This is a genomic window from Gordonia lacunae (assembly GCF_002149015.1).
In the GTDB taxonomy this organism is placed as follows: Bacteria; Actinomycetota; Actinomycetes; order Mycobacteriales; family Mycobacteriaceae; genus Gordonia; species Gordonia lacunae.
The window spans coordinates 1-17,846 of sequence record NZ_NGFO01000019.1 but is presented as its reverse complement, the minus strand read 5'-3'; the positions used below and the strand labels follow the sequence as shown (position 1 = coordinate 17,846).

The 17,846-nt window shown below is 67.7% G+C and carries 16 protein-coding genes; 8 read left to right on the top strand and 8 right to left on the bottom strand.

Features of this window, described 5'->3' with window-relative positions; genetic code table 11:
- The first annotated feature begins 2 nt into the window (after positions 1–2).
- Genes CA982_RS16345 through CA982_RS16325 form a run of 5 tightly spaced genes read left to right on the top strand, consistent with a single transcriptional unit; the run spans position 3 to position 6,250 of the window.
- Positions 3–1,691, top strand: coding sequence for an ABC transporter permease (locus CA982_RS16345; protein ID WP_208617974.1), 1,689 nt, complete (start codon positions 3–5; stop codon positions 1,689–1,691).
- A gap of 18 nt (positions 1,692–1,709) precedes the next feature.
- A complete protein-coding gene (locus tag CA982_RS16340; protein WP_086536326.1) occupies positions 1,710–2,474 on the top strand; it encodes an SDR family NAD(P)-dependent oxidoreductase in 765 nt (254 codons plus the stop codon).
- Positions 2,465–3,499: an ABC transporter substrate-binding protein gene (locus tag CA982_RS16335; protein WP_086536325.1), complete on the top strand. Its 1,035-nt coding sequence runs from the start codon at positions 2,465–2,467 to the stop codon at positions 3,497–3,499. Before CA982_RS16340 ends, CA982_RS16335 begins: the two co-directional genes overlap by 10 nt.
- Complete coding sequence (locus CA982_RS27080; protein WP_086536324.1) at positions 3,496–5,439, top strand: oxidoreductase; 1,944 nt, start codon at positions 3,496–3,498, stop codon at positions 5,437–5,439. The genes CA982_RS16335 and CA982_RS27080 overlap by 4 nt, the downstream gene beginning before the upstream one ends.
- Before the next feature lie 25 nt (positions 5,440–5,464).
- Complete coding sequence (locus CA982_RS16325) at positions 5,465–6,250, top strand: SDR family NAD(P)-dependent oxidoreductase (protein WP_167383367.1); 786 nt, start codon at positions 5,465–5,467, stop codon at positions 6,248–6,250.
- Positions 6,251–6,257: 7 nt separating this feature from the next.
- On the opposite strand, the gene CA982_RS16320 is transcribed toward CA982_RS16325, so the two are convergent.
- The 3 genes from CA982_RS16320 to CA982_RS16310 all read right to left on the bottom strand — a co-directional run bounded on the left by CA982_RS16320 (position 6,258) and on the right by CA982_RS16310 (position 9,418).
- Positions 6,258–6,884, bottom strand: a complete 627-nt coding sequence (locus CA982_RS16320; RefSeq protein WP_086536323.1) for a TetR/AcrR family transcriptional regulator — start codon at positions 6,882–6,884, stop codon at positions 6,258–6,260.
- Positions 6,885–6,938: 54 nt separating this feature from the next.
- The gene (locus CA982_RS16315) at positions 6,939–8,090 is read right to left on the bottom strand and encodes an acyl-CoA dehydrogenase family protein (RefSeq protein ID WP_086536322.1); all 1,152 of its coding nucleotides are present in this window, start codon (positions 8,088–8,090) and stop codon (positions 6,939–6,941) included.
- A 155-nt stretch (positions 8,091–8,245) separates the two neighbouring features.
- Positions 8,246–9,418: a TetR/AcrR family transcriptional regulator gene (locus CA982_RS16310; RefSeq protein WP_086536403.1), complete on the bottom strand. Its 1,173-nt coding sequence runs from the start codon at positions 9,416–9,418 to the stop codon at positions 8,246–8,248.
- Between the two features lie 129 nt (positions 9,419–9,547).
- Here CA982_RS16310 and CA982_RS16305 point away from each other — a divergent pair, with 129 nt between their 5' ends.
- Both CA982_RS16305 and CA982_RS16300 read left to right on the top strand, forming a co-directional pair.
- A complete protein-coding gene (locus tag CA982_RS16305) occupies positions 9,548–10,759 on the top strand; it encodes an acetyl-CoA C-acetyltransferase (protein ID WP_004018964.1) in 1,212 nt (403 codons plus the stop codon).
- Between the two features lie 111 nt (positions 10,760–10,870).
- Complete coding sequence (locus CA982_RS16300; RefSeq protein WP_086536321.1) at positions 10,871–13,072, top strand: 3-hydroxyacyl-CoA dehydrogenase NAD-binding domain-containing protein; 2,202 nt, start codon at positions 10,871–10,873, stop codon at positions 13,070–13,072.
- Positions 13,073–13,210: 138 nt separating this feature from the next.
- Here CA982_RS16300 and CA982_RS16295 read toward each other — a convergent pair whose 3' ends face one another.
- A complete protein-coding gene (locus CA982_RS16295) occupies positions 13,211–13,612 on the bottom strand; it encodes an SPFH domain-containing protein (protein ID WP_086536320.1) in 402 nt (133 codons plus the stop codon).
- A 403-nt stretch (positions 13,613–14,015) separates the two neighbouring features.
- Here CA982_RS16295 and CA982_RS16290 point away from each other — a divergent pair, with 403 nt between their 5' ends.
- Positions 14,016–14,189: a hypothetical protein gene (locus tag CA982_RS16290; RefSeq protein WP_244176319.1), complete on the top strand. Its 174-nt coding sequence runs from the start codon at positions 14,016–14,018 to the stop codon at positions 14,187–14,189.
- Between the two features lie 97 nt (positions 14,190–14,286).
- On the opposite strand, the gene CA982_RS16285 is transcribed toward CA982_RS16290, so the two are convergent.
- Genes CA982_RS16285 through CA982_RS16270 form a run of 4 tightly spaced genes read right to left on the bottom strand, consistent with a single transcriptional unit; the run spans position 14,287 to position 17,539 of the window.
- Positions 14,287–15,645 (bottom strand): MFS transporter, encoded by a 1,359-nt coding sequence (locus CA982_RS16285; protein ID WP_086536318.1) that lies wholly within the window; start codon positions 15,643–15,645, stop codon positions 14,287–14,289.
- Positions 15,646–15,696: 51 nt separating this feature from the next.
- Positions 15,697–16,101 (bottom strand): RidA family protein, encoded by a 405-nt coding sequence (locus tag CA982_RS16280; RefSeq protein ID WP_144066042.1) that lies wholly within the window; start codon positions 16,099–16,101, stop codon positions 15,697–15,699.
- Positions 16,098–16,415, bottom strand: a complete 318-nt coding sequence (locus CA982_RS16275) for a hypothetical protein (protein ID WP_086536402.1) — start codon at positions 16,413–16,415, stop codon at positions 16,098–16,100. The genes CA982_RS16280 and CA982_RS16275 overlap by 4 nt, the downstream gene beginning before the upstream one ends.
- A 14-nt stretch (positions 16,416–16,429) precedes the next feature.
- Positions 16,430–17,539: a Rieske 2Fe-2S domain-containing protein gene (locus tag CA982_RS16270; protein WP_086536317.1), complete on the bottom strand. Its 1,110-nt coding sequence runs from the start codon at positions 17,537–17,539 to the stop codon at positions 16,430–16,432.
- Positions 17,540–17,846 lie beyond the last annotated feature (307 nt).

Below are 17,846 nucleotides of genomic sequence, written 5' to 3'. Positions count from 1 at the left end.
CGATGGCGTCGGAGTCGATGCGTTCGTTCGCGATTCCCGCCCACTGGCGCGCGCGGATCGGATACCTGGCGCTCCTCGCCGTGCTCGCCTACCTCGTCGTGCTGCCGATGATCAGGCTGCAGGCACTCGCCTTCGAGGACGGGGCGCAGGGGTACCAGAGCCAATACGGACGATTCGACATCGGTGAGACGATCCGGACCACGATCGCGCTGGCGATCGGTTCGCTCGCCATCGCCATGGTGCTCGGGACCCTGCTGGCCTTCGCGGCCAGCCGGCTGCCGGCCCGGATGGGGTTCCTGAAGATCGTGCCCATCCTGCCCATCGTCATGCCCGCGGTGGCCAACATCGTCGGTTGGGCGTTCCTGCTGTCGCCCGGCCCCGGATATCTCAACGTCCTGCTGCGCAAGCTCCCGTGGTGGAGCGGCAGCGACAGCGGTCCGATCGACGTCTACACCGTGCCGTGGATCATCATCCTCACCGGCTTCGGGCTGACCTCCTTCGTCTACCTGTTCGTCAGCGCGGGGATGCAGAACATCAGTTCCGAGCACCTCGAGGCGGCGCAGGTCAGCGGGTCGTCGACGATCGGTGTCTTCTTCCGGGTCGTGTTGCCGCTGCTCCGCCCATCGCTCATCTACGGCGGCGGGATCGCCCTGCTGCTGGGTCTGGGCCAGTTCACCGGCCCGCTGTTGCTCGGCCAGAACACCGGCGTCAACGTCCTGACGACCGACATGTACCGGCGCGTGTCGGAATCCCCGTCGGACTTCGCCGCCGCCGCCGCGGCCGGCTCTCCGCTGGTGATTCTCGGGATCGCGGTCGTCCTCGTCCAGAAACTGTTGCTGGGCAACCAGAACCGTTTCGTGACCCACGGCGGCAAGGCCTTTGCGCCCAGTGGCGGCCGTGCGCGCTGGGCGACGGCGACACTGGTGATCTACGCCCTGGTCGCCCTGGTCATCCCGCTGGTCGGACTCATCATCGTGTCGCTGACACCCTACTGGTCCGGCGCGTTGTCCTGGAGTCTGTTCACACTGGACAACTTCCGCGACCTCTTCGCCACCACGGCGGTGTTCGAATCCGTGGTGACCAGCGTGGTGACCTCCTTCGGCGCGGTGCTGATCTGTGTGCCGATCGGTTACATCATGGCCAATCTCCTGGTGCGGGGCAGGCGCTTCCGGGTCCTGTCCCTGACCGGTGATCTGATCACCGCGCTGCCGTTGGGTATCCCCGCGGTCATCTTCGGCGTCGGGTTCCTGTTGACCTACACCGAACCGCCGCTGATCCTGTACGGCACCCGTACCGTGATCGTGCTGGTCTACGTCGTGCTGATGCTGCCCTTCGCAACCCGGATGCAGATGACCGCGATGCTCTCGCTGGGCAACGCCTACACCGAGGCATCGGCCACAAGTGGTGCGTCACCGATGGTCACCAACCTCCGGATCATGTTGCCGCTCATGCGGCCCGCGATCCTGTCGGCGGTCGCGCTGATGTTCATCCTGCTCACCCACGAGTTCGCCGCCTCGTTGCTGGTGCGGGCGTCGACGACGCAGGTGATGGGCACGCTGCTCTACGACATGTGGCAGAACGGGTCGTATCCGCAGGTGGCCGCGATGGCCCTGCTGATGACTGCGGTGACCACGGTCGGTGTCGGTGCCGCGATGGCCGTCGGCGGCCGCAACGTCCTGAGCAACCTCTAGAAACGGAGACACATCCAGATGAGCGTGGGCATGTCACGCCTGGCGGGCAAGGTGGCGCTGGTGACCGGCGCCTCGGGCGGGATCGGCGTCGAGATCGTCCGCCGGCTCGCCGACGAGGGGGCGGCGGTGATGATCACCGACGTTCCCGGCACTCCCCGGGACGAACTGCGCGACGGCCTCGCCGATCCGGGGCGTCATGCGGTGGCCGACCTGGACATCGCCGACGAATCCGGATGGGAACGAGTGGTGGCCGAGGCCGGCGAACGATTCGGCACCCTCGACATCCTCGTGAACAACGGGGCCATCGGCAGTCTCGGCAGCGTCGTCGACGAGACACTCGACAACTATCGGCGGGTCGTCGACATCAGCCAGACCGGAACGTGGCTCGGGATGAAGCACGCCGGTGCGTTGATCGAGAGTTCCGGAGGGGGGTCGATCGTCAACCTCTGCTCCATCCTCGGAAGCGTTGGCGGCCTGGGGAACAGCGTGGCCTACGCGGCGGCGAAGGGCGCGGTGGCGACGATGACGAAAAACGCCGCGCTCCACTGGGCGAAGCGTGGGGTGCGCGTCAACTCGGTGCACCCGGGGTTCATCGGCACCGAGCAGCTCCGGCGGCGCTACGAGGGCACGGAACGGTATGCGGCCATGGTGGCGAACACCCCGATGGGTCGGTTGGGTGACGCCGCGGATGTCGCTGCTGCAGTGGCCTTCCTGGCGGGCGACGATGCCCTGTACGTGACCGGAACCGAACTGTTCGTGGACGGGGGTTGGACATGCGCGTGACGGCTCTGGTCGCAACGACGATGGCGGCCGTCGTATCGATGGCGATCGCCGCGTGTGGCTCGTCGTCGACGCCCGCCGGCCCGGTCGAGGGTGACTGGTCCGAGGTGGTGGCGGCCGCCGAAGAAGAGGGCAGCGTCTTCCTCTACTCGACGCAACACCCCGACAACCTCGCGAAACTGAAGACCGCTTTCGAGACCGAATACCCGGGCATCACGCTCGATTTCGTCCGCGGCACCGACGTCGAGATCAATCCTCGGGTGGAGACCGAGAACAGGACCGGCAAGGGGACGGCGGACGTCCACATGACCTCGGATCCGGCCTGGATCACCACGGCCGCCGAGTCGGGCCGATACTCCACGCCCATCGTGGGCCCGGCCTTCGATGCTCCTGCCTACGAGCGCGATCGCAGTGTCGTGAACGATCGGTTCTTCCTGGTGAGCGCCGCCGTGTTCGCTCTCGGGTGGAACACCACCGCACTGCCCGGGGGACTGCAGACGCCGGCCGACCTGCTGACGGAGTCGTTGCGGGGCAGGATCGGTGTGGTCAACCCGGCCGGTTTCGCGGCCGTGGTCGACGAGTACCGGTTCTTCGACGAGAACTGGTCGCCCGACTTCAACCGCCGGCTTGCGGCCCTGCAACCCCGCGTCTACCCGAGTGCGCTCGGTGTCGCGCAGGCGCTGAACTCCGGCGAGATCGCGGCGACGCCGATGGTGCAGCCACTGGTCCGGGAACAGGCGGCCGGCGCACCGGTGGGTTGGGTTCTGCCGCAACCGGCGTGGGGGACCCCGTGGTACAGCCACGTCCTCACGTCGGCGCCGCATCCGAACGCCGCTCAGGTCCTCGCCGACTTCCTGGTGACCGAGAAGGGGCAGACGGCGCTGTCCACAGGATATGGATCGGCACTGCCGGACATCCCCGGTGCGGTCGCGCGGGCGCAGGACATACCGCTGCCCGACACCAACACCCTGACGGCCGACTCGGTCTCGCGGTTCCAGCAGGAATGGCGCGAGCAGTTCATGCCATGACACCCACGATCAACCCATATCCCAAACTCTTCAGCCCGATCGCGCTGGGGGGCACCACACTCAAGAACCGATTGGTGGCGCTGCCCGCCGGCACCAGCCTGGTGCAGGAGGGGATTCCCAGTCACGGCGACGTCGAGCATTTCGAGCGGCTTGCCGCGGGTGGAGTCGGGATGATCGTCGGCGGGGCGACCGTCGTCCATCCGACGACCACGCTGCGCTCACGCAAGCTAGTAGAGGCCTACCAGGAGGCCGTGATCCCCGCGACTGCGGAGAAGGTCGAGGCCGTACACCGTCACGGCTCTCGCCTGGTCACCCAGCTGGTCCACCTCGGACGGGAGTTCATCGGCGGTGAGTCCGACTCGCCCCCGGTGGCGCCGTCGCCCGTCAAGACGGTCCGCGACGCCTACCCACCGCATGAGCTCACCATCGGAGAGATCGAGGACATCGTCGAAGGATGGCGCGTGTCGACCGAGAACCTCGTCGCAGCGGGCGTGGACGGTCTCGAGGTGCATGCTGCGCACGGATATCTCGTCGCGCAGTTCATGTCTCCGCTGACCAACCGTCGAACCGACTGCTTCGGCGGGTCATTCGAGAACCGCATGCGGTTCGGGCGGATGATCGTGGAGGCGATGCGCTCGGCGATGCCTGCGGGCCGGATTCTCGGCGTCCGCCTCAGCGGGGAGGAGGAGATCCCCGGCGGCATGACGATCGAGGACTGCCTCCCCATCGCGGAGTTCTACGCGGGACTGGGGGTCGATTACCTGAGCATCACGCATGGCACCCGGGGCACCTATGTGAAGGACTCGACGCAGCCCGATGCCGTCGCGGTGCCCTCGGCCTCCCGCGTACGCGCGGCGACCGGCCTGACGACGTTGGTGGGACAGCGGATTCGCGATGCGGCCACCGCCGAACACATCCTGAAACACGGACATGCCGACCTGGTGGGGATGGCGCGCGCGTTGATCGCCGATCCGGAACTGCCGAACAAGTCGGCGCAGAACCGGCTACTGGAGATCCGCGGGTGCCTCGGAGTCAACCAGGACTGCCGGGCGTTCGATCCGCACCTGCACTGTGCGGTGAACGCCGAGGTCGGCCGAGGCCGGCATCGGCAGGCGGGGGTCAGGGCATCGGAGACCAAGGACGTCTACGTCATCGGTGGTGGCCCGGCGGGGCTGGAGGCGGCGCGCGTCGCTGCCGAGCGAGGACACCGCGTGTCCGTCTTCGACAAGGACACCGCACTGGGCGGGGCGGTGCGCGTCGCGGCCGCCGCACCGCACCGCAGCACAGTGATCGATGTCATCGACTACCTGGGCAACGAGATGCGCCGACTGAAGGTCGAGGTGAACCTCGCCGCCGGGATCGATGCCGACGACTTCGCCGAGATCCGTTCCATCGCAGACCACATCGTGGTGGCAACCGGGTCTCGGCCGGCGCCCGCACCGGAATGGCTGGACGGACACCCGACCGCGGGCGTCGACGAGGTCATCGTCGGCGATCCGGCGGGGATCTCGGTGGGCGAGGCGGTCGTCGTCGACGACGGCGACGGCTTCTGGCCGGCGTACAACGCCGCCGAGTCACTGGCACAACGCGGTTGGCGGGTCACGCTGGCAACCCCGCTCACCGCACTGTGCTCGCGAGTGCCCGCCGAGAGCGCCGGGCCGCTGCTCCGTCGACTCGGCGACGCCGGGGTGCGGCTCCGGGTGGCGCACGCCGTGGCACCCGGATCGGACGGGAGGACGCCACTGCTGCAACCGGTCTTCGGCGGCGCGGCGACCGCGCTCGACGAGTCGTTGATCGTCTGGCACGGGCCGCGGCAACCGGTGCTCGACCTGGGTGCCTTCGCCGGCGACGACACGATCGACGTCGTCGGCGATTGCGTGACCCCCCGACGCATCGGACATGCGATTGCCGAGGGATATCGCGCCGGATGCGAGATCTGATTCCCCGAACTCAGGAGAGACGCTGATGGACAGTCAGTTTCAGGGTGCCATCGCGGTCGTGACGGGCGCCGGGTCGGGGATCGGCGCGGCCACGGCCCACGCTCTGGGCCTGCGGGGCGCGAGTCGGGTATACGTCCTCGATCTCGACGAGACTGGCGCGCGGACCGTTGCCGAATCCATCACCGGTGCGGTCCCCGTGGCCGTCGACGTCGCCGATCCGGTACAGGTGGCCGATGTGTTCGACGCCGTGATCGCCGACACCGGGCGGGTCGACGTCGTGGTGCACGCCGCCGGCGTCGACGATCCCGTGAGCAAGGCCTGGATACAGGACGCCGCCGAATCGGGGGACCCCGTCGACGTTCTCACGCGACTGTCGGACGAGGCGTGGCGGAGGGTGATGGCGGTGAACCTCGACGGCACGTTTCACGTTCTGCGCGAGTCGGTCCGGAGTATGCGGGACCGGGGCGGCGGATCCGTCGTCACCGTCGGTTCGTCGTCGGCATTCGACACATTGATCGGCTATCCGCACTACTCGGCGTCGAAGGCGGCCGTGCATGCATTGACCCAGTCGGTCGCCAAAGAAGTCCTGCCCTTCGGGATTCGGGTCAACACGGTGGCGCCGGGTCCGGTGGACACGGGGATGGCCGCGCGCACCCCGGCCCACCTGCGAGCCGCGATGGCGTCGGGACCCGCTCGGGGATATGCGAGCGCGGCGGAACTCGCCGACTCGATCCTCTACCTCGCGTCCCCGGGCGCGGCGAACGTCGTGGGGGCGGTGCTGCTGAGCAACGGTGGCCGGTTCACGGTCTGAGAAGCCGCTAGGGCGCGGTCACCATCCGGATCGCCGAGTCCGACACGGTCCGGATGAGGTCGTCGAGCGACAGCGGGCCGCCGGGGCGGTACCAGCGCCACACACTCACCAGGGCGCCGAGTACGAGACGGGAATAGAGCACCGGGTCGCCCTGGACGAAGATGCCCTCGTCCATGCCGCGCTTGATCAGGTCGGCCCAGTTCTTCTCGATCTCGGCGACGAGTTCCCGCGACCGGAGACGTTCGGCCTCTTCCTTGTCCGATTGACGCGGTGTGCTCAGGATGTCCATGTGGTTCTGCAGGATTCGACGCTGCAGGGCGTCGATCGGCTCGCCGCGCAGCGAGGCGTCGATGGCCGATCGGAGAGCTTGTGCCGGGTCGGGGATGCCAGCGGTACCCACGCGGAATCGCTCGACCGAGTCGGTGAGTTCGAGCCGCATGATGGTCAGCAGGCAGTGCGCCTTCGACTCGAAGTAGTGATACAGCGCCGTCTGGCCGATGCCGACCTCACCGGCGACCGAGGCCCACTTCGTGTGCTCGTAGCCGACTCTGCCGAACTGTTCGATCGCGACGGTGAGTATTCGCGCGCGTTTGGAACGGGGACCGTCCTCGCGCACCTCCGTAGCCACTGGCATGGTGACCCCCTTCTGGTCGTTGCCGAAGTATACGTCGAATGAGCTGAACTCGGGTCAAGCTGCGGACGGGAGCAGGGCGAGGATCTGCGCGATCCGCCGCCGGTGAGCAGCGGTGTCGCCGAACAGTGTCTCGTTGGTGAGCGCACGCCGATAGTAGTTGTGCGCGGCGTGTTCCCACGTGAAGCCGATGCCGCCGTGTAACTGGATCGCCTCCGTGGACGCGCGGACGACGACGTCTCCGCAGACCGCTCCGGCGACCGCGGCGGCGAGTCCGGCCCGGGCCGGATCGATGTCGTGGAGAGCGGCGGCGTATCGGGCGGCCGACCGTGCCCGTTCGAGGTCGACGTACATGTCTGCGAGCCGGTGCTTGATCGCCTGATAGGACGCGATCTGCCGCCCGAACTGCTTGCGGGTCTTGGTGTGGTCGAGCGTCATGTCCACCAGTGCGCCGGCGATCCCGACGTTCTCGGCGGCCAGGGCGATGACCGCGCGGTCGCGCAGGGTTGCCACGGCGCGGGGGGTCTCGTCGGGATCGGTGAGCGCGATCGCCGATGCGTCGTCGAAGCGCAGAGCGGTGATCGACCGGGTCGGGTCGAGGGAATCCAGCGACATCCGCTCGACATGGTCGTCGGTGGGGACCGCGAAGAGCATTCGGCCGGTGCCGGTTTCGGCCGTGACGAGAACGATGTCGGCCGCGGCCGCGGAGGCGACGGCCGGCGCACGCCCGGTGACGAGCCATCGGCCACCGTCGGATTCGGCGGTCAGGTCGTCGGACTCCGGCGTGAGCGAGGTCGTCGTCACGATCCGGCTGCCGTCGAGGGCTCCGTCCAGCAGCGCGGGGAGTTCCTCGCCGCGCCCGAAGAGGAGACCGCGCACACCGATGGCGGCGGACATGACCACGGGTTCGGGCCGCAGCGCCCGGCCGCACTCCTCGATCACCGTGCACAGCTGGGCGAGTCCGTATCCGAGACCGACCGGTTCCGGTACCGCCATGGTCGTCACCGACATCGACCCGGTCAGAGCGGACCACATCGCCGGTGAATGTCCGAGCGCGGTGGCGGCAACCCGTCGCACCTCGTCGATGCCGCCCGTTCCGAGGAGATCGCGCATGGCCGCACGCAGATCCTCCTCTTCCTCGGAGGGCAGCACCGGGACCGAACTGTCGACGAGCCACGGCTTCGTCGACAGGTCGTCTGTGTGGCTCATCAGGACTCCATCGTGTCGATCAACAAACTGATATCAGTTCAGTAGACCAGGCGGCAGTCCCCGGGTCAACGCCGGACGGCGGAGTGGACCACAAAACCAAAGTGAAGTAAGTTCAGTTTGTGGGAAACGAACCGGCGCATACTCGTCGGCGCGGATCAGAGTGCGAGCACGCCCTTCATCAGGTAGGCCATCCGCGCGGCGAACTGCGGGCTCTCCGAGCCGCGTCGCATGCGCACGGCGTCGTTGACGATCGAGAGCGCCGCGTGTACGGCGACCGCGCCTTGATCCCGCTTGATCTCCGGGTCGACCTGCATGAGCAGATCCACCCAGCGCGCCACGTAGCGCCGCTGGACGTCGACGAGGTCGGTGGCGCTGGCCTGGCCGGCGAGTGCGGGGGAGTTGTTGAAGCTCACCGACAGATCCGGGGTGCTGGTGATCGTCTCGACGTAGGAATCGACCAGGCCGGCAAGAAGTTTCGCGGGATCAGACGTGGCACCGTAGACGGTCATCACCCCGGCCTCCAGTCGGGCCCCGCTACGCTGACCGATGGCGACGAGGATGGCGAGCTTCGACGGGAAGTGTTTGTAGACACTGGGACCCGCGATGCCGACGGCGCCGCCGATCTCGTCGACACCGACGTCGGTGTACCCGCGGTCGGCGAACAGTTCGGCTGCCGCGTCGAGGATCTCGTCGCGACGCGAACCCGGCACGGAGGTGACCGTCGGCGAGGACGCGAACGGCGGTGCCGCAGCGGGGCTCAGGGCGAGAATCCGACGGATGAGCTTCTCGATCTCGTCACGTGCACGCGCCCCGGACATGCGGGTGTGGTGCACGGTGAGGCTGCCGCTGACGCTCAATACCGCCCACGCCAGCTGCACGGCCTCGCGCTCGGTGAGATCAGTACGTCGCGCCGCGAGCGCCGACGCCCAGTGTCCGATCACCTCGCGGGTGCGGACCGCGACCAGTTTGTTCTGCTCGGTGGTGAGGTAGTTGCTGGTCCACCGCCACAGCGATGCCGCCTGGGGGCGCTGGACGGCCAGGTCGCAGACCGTCGAGATCAGCGAGTTCGCGTCGACGCCGTCGGCCAGCGCCCGGTCGGTGCAGGACTCGAGGTCGTCGACGCCGGCCAGGACCGCGGCGGCCAGCAGCGACTGTTTGTCGTCGAAGTGCCGGTACACCGACGGCGCGGTGACCCCCGCCGAGCGCGCGATGTCCGCGAGCGAGACCTGGGCATACCCACGCTGCAGGAAGAGCGCGGCCGCGGAGTCGACGAGCTGTCGTTTGCGGTCGGCGCCCCGAGTGCGAGTGGCGGGTTTGCGGTCAGGCATGGTGAACAGACCATAGCGCACATTCGACAGAACACCAGACCTCTTGACCACCGGGTATAGCCAAATAAGTTATTCCGCGTTAGCCTCGGTGGGTAACCAACCAGTGGTTCGTGTGAAAGGAACACTTTCGTGCCTGATCAAGCATTCATCTACGAGGCGATCCGCACGCCTCGTGGCAAGCAGCGCGGCGGTTCGCTGCACAGCGTGAAGCCGGTCGACCTGGTCTCCGGTCTCATCAACGAGGTCCTGTCGCGTCACGGCGGTCTCGATCCGGCCGACGTCAACGACGTCATCCTCGGTGTCGTCTCCCCGGTCGGCGAGCAGGGCGCGGTCATCTCCCGCACCGCCGCCCTCAACAGCGGCCTCCCCGAGACCGTCCCCGGCACCCAGATCAACCGCTTCTGCGCCTCCGGCCTGGAAGCCACCAACCTCGCCGCCGCCAAGGTCGCCTCCGGCTTCGACGACCTGGTTCTCGCCGGTGGTGTCGAGTCGATGTCGCGCGTCCCGATGGGCAGCGACGGCGGTGCACTGTTCACCGACCCGGCCACCGCGTACGACCACTACATCGTCCCGCAGGGCATCGGTGCCGACCTGATCGCCACCATCGAGGGCTTCTCGCGCGAGGACGTCGACGCCTACGCCGCCGAGTCGCAGGCTCGCGCCGAAAAGGCTTGGAACAGTGGCTACTTCACCAAGTCCGTGGTTCCGGTCAAGGACATCAACGGCGTCACGATCCTCGATCACGACGAGCACCGTCGCCCCGGTTCGACCGTCGAGAGCCTCGGCAAGCTGAAGGCCGCCTTCGCCGCCCTCGCCGACATGGCCGGCTTCGACGACGTCGCGCTGCAGAAGTACCCGAGCGTCGAGAAGATCAACCACGTCCACACCGGTGGCAACAGCTCCGGCATCGTCGACGGATCGGGCCTCGTGCTCATCGGCAGCGAAGAGGCAGGCAAGCGCAACGGCCTCACCCCGCGGGCCCGCGTCGTCTCCTTCGCCGAGATCGGCAGCGAGCCCACCATCATGCTCACCGGCCCCACCCCGGCCACCGAGCTTGCGCTGAAGAAGGCCGGCCTGACCGTCGACGACATCGACGTGTTCGAGCTGAACGAGGCATTCGCCTCGGTCGTCATGAAGTGGATGAAGGATCTGAAGATCCCGCACGAGAAGGTCAACGTGAACGGCGGCGCGATCGCCATGGGTCACCCGCTCGGTGCTACCGGCGCGATGATCTACGGCACCTGCCTCGACGAGCTCGAGCGCACCGGCGGCCGCTACGGCCTGATCACCCTCTGTATCGGTGGCGGCATGGGCGTCGCGACCATCATCGAGCGTCTCTGACCCTTCGAGGCTCGCTTCGCTCGCTCCTCAGGGGGCGACGGGCGCGTCGCTTCGCTCGCTCCTCAGGGGGCGACGACCACCACTTCACGAGAAAGAACTCTGCGAATCACCATGAGTGACAACATGATCAATTGGGAGAAGGACGCCGATGGCGTCGTCATCCTGACCATGGACGACCCCAACCAGGGCGCCAACACGATGAACGCGCTCTACCAGGAGTCGATGGCCGCGACCGTCGATCGCCTGGAGGCCGAGAAGGACGACATCACCGGTGTCGTCCTCACCTCCGCGAAGAAGACCTTCTTCGCCGGTGGCGACCTCAAGGACATGACCAGCGATCGCAAGGACGTCTCCAAAGAGGAGATCGCCACGCAGATCACCGAGACCACCAACGCCATGAAGAATGTGCTGCGTCGTCTCGAGACCCTGGGCAAGCCGGTCGTCGCCGCCATCAACGGTGCCGCACTCGGTGGCGGCCTGGAGATCGCGCTGCACACCCACTACCGCATCGCCGCGGACGTCAAGGGTGTCCAGATCGGTCTGCCCGAGGCCACCCTCGGCCTGCTGCCCGGCGGTGGCGGTGTCGTCCGTACCGTCCGTCTGCTCGGTATCCAGAACGCCCTCATGGGTGTCCTGCTCCAGGGTCAGCGCTTCAATCCGACCAAGGCCAAGGAGACCGGTCTGGTCAACGAGGTCGTCGGGTCCATCGAGGAACTGATCCCCGCCGCCAAGGCCTGGATCAAGGAGAACCCCGAGGCCCAGCAGCCGTTCGACGTCAAGGGCTACAAGATCCCGGGCGGTGCCCCCACCAACCCGGCGTTCGCCGCCAACCTCCCGGCGCTGCCGGCCCTGCTGCGCAAGCAGATCAAGGGTGCCAACATGCCGGCTCCGCGCGCCATCCTGGCCGCCGCCGTCGAGGGTGCCTACGTCGACGTCGACACCGCCGACATCATCGAGACCCGCTACTTCGTCTCGCTGGTCACCGGCCAGGTCGCACAGAACATGATCAAGGCGTTCTTCTTCGATCTGCAGCACATCAACGGCGGCGGCTCGCGTCCCGAGGGTTATGACAAGTTCACCGCCAAGAAGGTCGGCGTCATCGGCGCCGGAATGATGGGCGCGGCAATCGCTTACGTGTCGGCGAAGGCCGGCATCGAGGTGGTCCTCAAGGACATCGACCTCGACGCTGCCAAGCGCGGCAAGGGCTACTCGGAGAAGCTCGAGGAGAAGGCTCTCGCCAAGGGCAAGACCACCCAGGAGAAGAGCGACGCACTGCTCGCCCGCATCCACCCGACCGTCGACGCCGCCGACTTCAAGGGTGTCGACCTCGTCATCGAGGCCGCGTTCGAGTCGGTCGAGGTCAAGCACAAGGTGTTCCAGGAGATCGAGGACATCGTCGAGCCCGACGCCGTCCTGGGTTCCAACACCTCGACCCTGCCGATCACCATCCTCGCGGAGGGCGTGAAGCGGTCCGAGGACTTCATCGGAATCCACTTCTTCTCGCCGGTCGACAAGATGCCGCTGGTCGAGATCATCAAGGGTGAGAAGACCTCGGATGCCGTGCTGGCCAAGGTCATCGACTACACGCTGGCCATCCGCAAGACCCCGATCGTCGTCAACGACAGCCGTGGCTTCTTCACCAGCCGCGTCATCGGCACCTTCATCAACGAGGCCATCGCGGCCGTCGGCGAGGGCGTCGAGCCGGCGTTCATCGAGCATGCGGGCACCCAGGCCGGTTACCCGGCCGCGCCGCTGCAGCTCATGGACGAGCTGACCCTGACCCTGCCGCAGAAGATCCGCAAGGAGACCGAGGCAGCGGCCAAGGCCGAGGGCAAGGATTTCCCGCAGCACGGCTCGAACGCCGTCGTCGACTGGATGGTCGAGAACGGCCGTACCGCCAAGAAGGACGGCAAGGGCTTCTACGACTACGACGAGAACGGCAAGCGCACCCAGCTCTGGCCGGGCCTGCGTGAGCACTTCAAGTCGGGCACCACCGAGATCCCGCTCGAGGACATGAAGGAGCGCATGCTCTTCGCCGAGTCCCTCGAGACCGTGAAGTGCTTCGACGAAGGTGTGCTCACCTCGGTCGAGGACGCGAACATCGGTTCGATCTTCGGCATCGGCTTCCCCGCCTGGACCGGTGGTGTCATCCAGTACATCAACGGTTACGAGGGTGGCGTGCCCGGCTTCGTCGCGCGTGCCAAGGACCTCGCCGGCAAGTACGGCAAGCACTTCGAGCCGCCGGCTTCGCTGGTCGAGAAGGCCGAGCAGGGTGTCACCAAGCTGACCAACGAGAACCTCGCTGCGAAGTAGGGTTTTCGCTGGGTGACCGGCAGACAACAAGGGCCCCGGCCGGATTCGTTCCGGCCGGGGCTCTCGTTTGCCCGCGCAACGGCTTCCGTGCTGCCGACGAACCCGATACGCGGGACGGAAACGCTTCCGCGCGAAGGCTCAGCCCTCCGGCGGCGCCTCGGCGCCGCCGACGCTGAGCACGACGCGGGCGCCGTAGGGCACCGACTCGACGAGCCGCAGCTGCGCCAGCGCCGGGTGGGCGTCGAGCAGCCGGCCCGCGTTGGCCAGCGCGCGCAGGGCGGCGGTCTCGGCGCGCGCCGCCTCCAGCTTCGCCAGACCGCGGGTCTTGGCGGTGATCACGTCGAGGGCCGCGCTGCGTACCTCGGCGGTGAGCACCTCCTGCGGTGCGACCGGGATCAGGCGCTCACGCAGGTCGACGCTCAACGTGGCGTCGGGCTTGCGCACGCGGTGACGGCCGGCCGGGAGCGTCTGGGCGTGGTCACCCCGGTAGGCCAGCACGATGTGGCCCGGTGGGACGGTGATTCGGTTGTGGAACAGCATGGCGATCCTCCTTTCCGTTGTGTCGCAATGCCTGTCGGTCATAGACGATTCGGATGGCGACACCGCTCGCGGGCGAGCCGGCCGATGGGGTGCGCCGCGGAGTCGCGGACGACTCGGACGACGACCACAGGATCGACCGAGTCCGTGCTCCCGGGAGCGGTGCCCCCGAGGAGCGGGCTTGCGAGCGCAACCCGCTGCTCCCCGAGGCCCCATTCTGTGACCGACAGACTTCAACGCGACTCCTAGACCTCGATCGAAGTCCATCGGTCGAGTTGAAGTCTGCCGGTCGCGGGCCCGACCTCCTGTGGTGCATTCGATTCAGGGAGACCAGCGGTTGTGTGGTCTTTTCGGATTGGGGAGCGGGGGATGGAACCGTTCGGGCGCCGGGCGCGTCCAAGTGTTCGTGATCCCGATTCCCGCTGATCGTTCCGGCCTGATCTTTCGCGAGCACGCGCTCCGCGGCGGATTCTCCGACGCCGACCTGGACGAGGCGGTGACCCGCGATCACCTCGTGCGACTGGGGCCTGGTGTGTTCGCGCTCGCGGTCGGGTATCTGTTGTGGTCGCGCGCGTGCTGATCGCGTTCGGCGACCGGTCCGTCACGAGGTGGGCGGGACGACGATCGGCGCACCGGAGTGGTACCCGGTACGCCGCTCGTCGAATGGGTTCGAGGCGTCAGGCCTGCCCGCCGATCGCGTGGCCGTTCATGGTCTGGCTGGTCATCGCCGGTCCGCCGACCGTCGTGCGGTCCCCGGTGTCCGGACCGTCGAGCCGTCCCGTCCCGGCCGCGTCGTCGGACACCTTCGGCTCGGTGCGGCGGAGCAGCAGGATGAGTCCGAGTGCGATCGCGACCGGCGCGCAGGCGATGAGCACGATCGCGCTCGTCGAGAGGCCGAGTCCGATCAGGGCGCCGCCGACAATCGGGCCGACCACCGATCCGAGGCGGCCCATCGAGGACGCCCAGCCGACTCCGGTGGCGGCGGTGGCCTGCGGGTAGATCGACACCGCCACCGCGGCCTGACCGATCATGCCGGCCTGCAGACCGAGTCCGACCCCGCCGAACACCAGCAGCAGCAGTGCCTTGTCGGAACCGAGGAAGGCCGACAGGATCAGGAATGCGATGGCCGCCACGGTGGTTCCGGCGAGGACGGAGCTCATCCGAAAGCGGGTCGCGCCGACGATCAGGATGCCCGCTCCGATGATGCTTCCGACGCCGAGGGCGGCCGAGCCGAGCGGGGCGAGCCCGGTGCTGAACCCGTAGCTCGTGAGCAGGGTGGGCAGCCATGACGAGAAGATGTAGAACACCGAGAACACCATGAACGCGAAGCCCCACAGCAACAGGGTGCGGCCGCGGACCGCGGGGTCGAACAATCGCGCGACCGCGGCGTGATGCCGGGCCTCCGAACCCGCCACGACGCCGGTGAGGGCGCGCTCATCGGGCAGCCACAACCACAGGAAGGGGAGGAGGAGTGCCGAGGCGGCGGCGCCGACGATGAACACCGACGGCCAGCCGTACGCGGAGACGAGCTGCGAACCCAGGACGCCGGCGATGAGCGCGCCGAGCGAGATCCCCATCGTGACGAACACCGCGATCGACTGTCGGTGTCGGGCGGGGTTGAGTGCCGTCGCCTGCGCGACGGCGGCCGGCATGACCGCACCGAGACCGAACCCCGTGATCAAACGGAGCGCGCTCAATTCGACGATGTTGCCCGCCCAGGCAGTGAGCAGACTGCCGATGGTGAAGACGACGACCGCGACGAGGATGACCTTGCGGCACCCGAAGCGTGCGGTCAGTCGCCCGACCGCGATGTAGCCGAGTGCCACGCCGAGACTCGTCAGCGACAGGGCAGGAGTGAAATGGGATGCGGGGACACCCCAGTCCTCCTTGAGTGCCGGCACCGAGAGGCCCAGGGCGATGGTGTCGTAGCCGTCGAGGACGACTGCGACGAAGGCGAGGATCAGGACCGGCCAGTTGGGTCTGTCGACGGCCGGTGCTGAGTTGTTCGGGCTGGAGTTGAGAGTTGGTCCGCTCACGATGGCGTCCTCGGGGTGTAGTCGGCGTGGCTGACGCCGGTTCGAGTGATTCTAGTCGGCCGCGGGTGCGGCCTTCGGGAGAAATCCCTGTGCCTCGACCTCGACGCTGAGGCCGGGCTCGACCAGTGCCGACACCTCGACGAGGGTCGAACACGGGAAGTCCCCGGAGAACATCGCGCTCCGGGCGCGTCCGACCGCTGCCTTGTCGGCGATGTCGGTGACATAGATGCGCAACACGACGATGTCGTCGACAGTGGCGCCGCACGCCTCGGTCAGAGCGCGTACGCGGCGAAAGGTCTCGACGGCCTGGGCGTGGGCGTCGTCGCCACCCACCGGTCCGTCCGGCCCGCCGGCGTGCATCCCCGACAGGAAGAACTGCTCGCCGACGACGCGGGCGTTGCTGAACATGTCCGGGCGGGGCGGCTCCGCGACGTCGGGGTGTCCGACCCGGGTCACGACGTCACCACCGACCGTCGCGCATCGGACTCCCGGGTGAGTCGTTCGCGCACCGGCAGGAAGTCGTAGGTCGGATAGAAGTCGGTGGCGAAGGTGCCCCACGCCCGGCGCTCGAGTTCGACGTTCACCGCCGGGAGCCGGTCGGCCGGAAGCCGGAGGGTCACGATCTGTCCGATTCCCATGGCGACGACCCAGGAGACGATCTCGCAGCCGGCCGGCGGGAAGCCGTGCCACCAGTCGTGGTCGTCGAGCCGCCCCTGCAACTGCTCGAGGTCCTGGCCCTGATCGTGGCGCAGCACCACGGTCAGCAGCATCGTCGGGTCGGTGCTCACGCGTTCGCTGCCGCGAGCTGCTCGGCTTGGGCGACGGCGTCGGCGCGGTAGATCCGTCGGATCCGGGACACCCCGAGATCATGCTGGTAGAGGTGCTCTTCCCGGTCGGCGTCACCGGCGAGTGCCTCGAGGACCAGACGATCCTGTTCGAGGACCTCCCAGTGCTTGGCCTCCAGCGTCGTGCGGTAGAGGAACCGCCAGGTCTCCCGCTCCCAGCCGCTGACCCGGCGGGTGCGCCAGTGGAAGATCGCCGACGTCGATCGGTCTATCGGAGTGCTCATCCCGACGATCCCGAACACGCCGCCGGGGCCGGCGCCGGGACCGTAGGGAATCTCGAGGTCGACGTAGTCCATCGACCCGCGGACGAACTCGACCCAGTCGAAGTTGACGCCCCGCTGGTCGGTCTTCTCGAAGAAAAACCCGCGGTCGGTCTCGCGGATGCGGAACCGTGCGGAGGTGTCGCCGCCGAACATCGAATGCGAGTTGCGGTGCAGGAACGCGCCGTGCATGGGGTCGAGGACGTTGTCCATGTAGAAGCGCCAGGGACCCGCCCACTCGGCGAAGTTGCCGAACCAGGACACCTCCGGATCGGACAGCCGGTCGGGCAACACGAACGGGGTGGGGACCGACTCGGCCGTCAGCGGCAGGAAGGCGAAGATCGTGTCGGCCGCCTCGACCACCTCGAGCGATATCGTCGCGCGGCGGCCCTCGAGTGCGCATCCCGGCATCCCCGGCACCGACACGACGGTGCCCTCGCCGTCCACCTGGACCCCGTGGTAGGCGCAGGCGATGCGGTCGCCGAGATGCTGCCCCACCGACAGCGGCGCGCTGCGGTGCGGGCACCGGTCCTCGAGCATGCGGACCCGTCCCTGCGCGTCGCGGAACAGCACCCAGTCGACCTCGAGCCGGCGGACCGGGACCATGGCGCCGGGCTCGAGCATCCGCGACGGAAGGATCGGGTACCAGCGGTCCCGGAGTCCCGTCGCCGCGATCTCGTCGGCGTCGAGGTGACGGCGGGTTCCCACGGCGTAGGTCGGGGTCCGTCGCGCGGAGGGCCGCTCGCGGGTCGCGGACCTCTGGTCGGGGGTTGGCTGTGTGGTGGTCATGTCATTTCCCGAACGGGATTTATTGCCAGCTGATGCAACATTGGCTGGGTGAGAACCGAGGTCGACTCGCCAACGATCGAGTTCCTCACAGTTTGCTTAAGCGCCTGTTCCAGATTGGGCGTCATAGGCTCAGATCGCCGACGGCAATAAGCAGGGCGAGCACGGTGAGCACAACCCGGGTGTGGGTTGTGCTCACCGGTATGGAAGTTGCTTTTGCCTACGCCGGCACTGTGATTGGGGCTGAGGTTGCGGGTGGGGCGGTCAGTGGTTTCGCACGGCCTGCACGCACACCGTTGGCAATGACGAC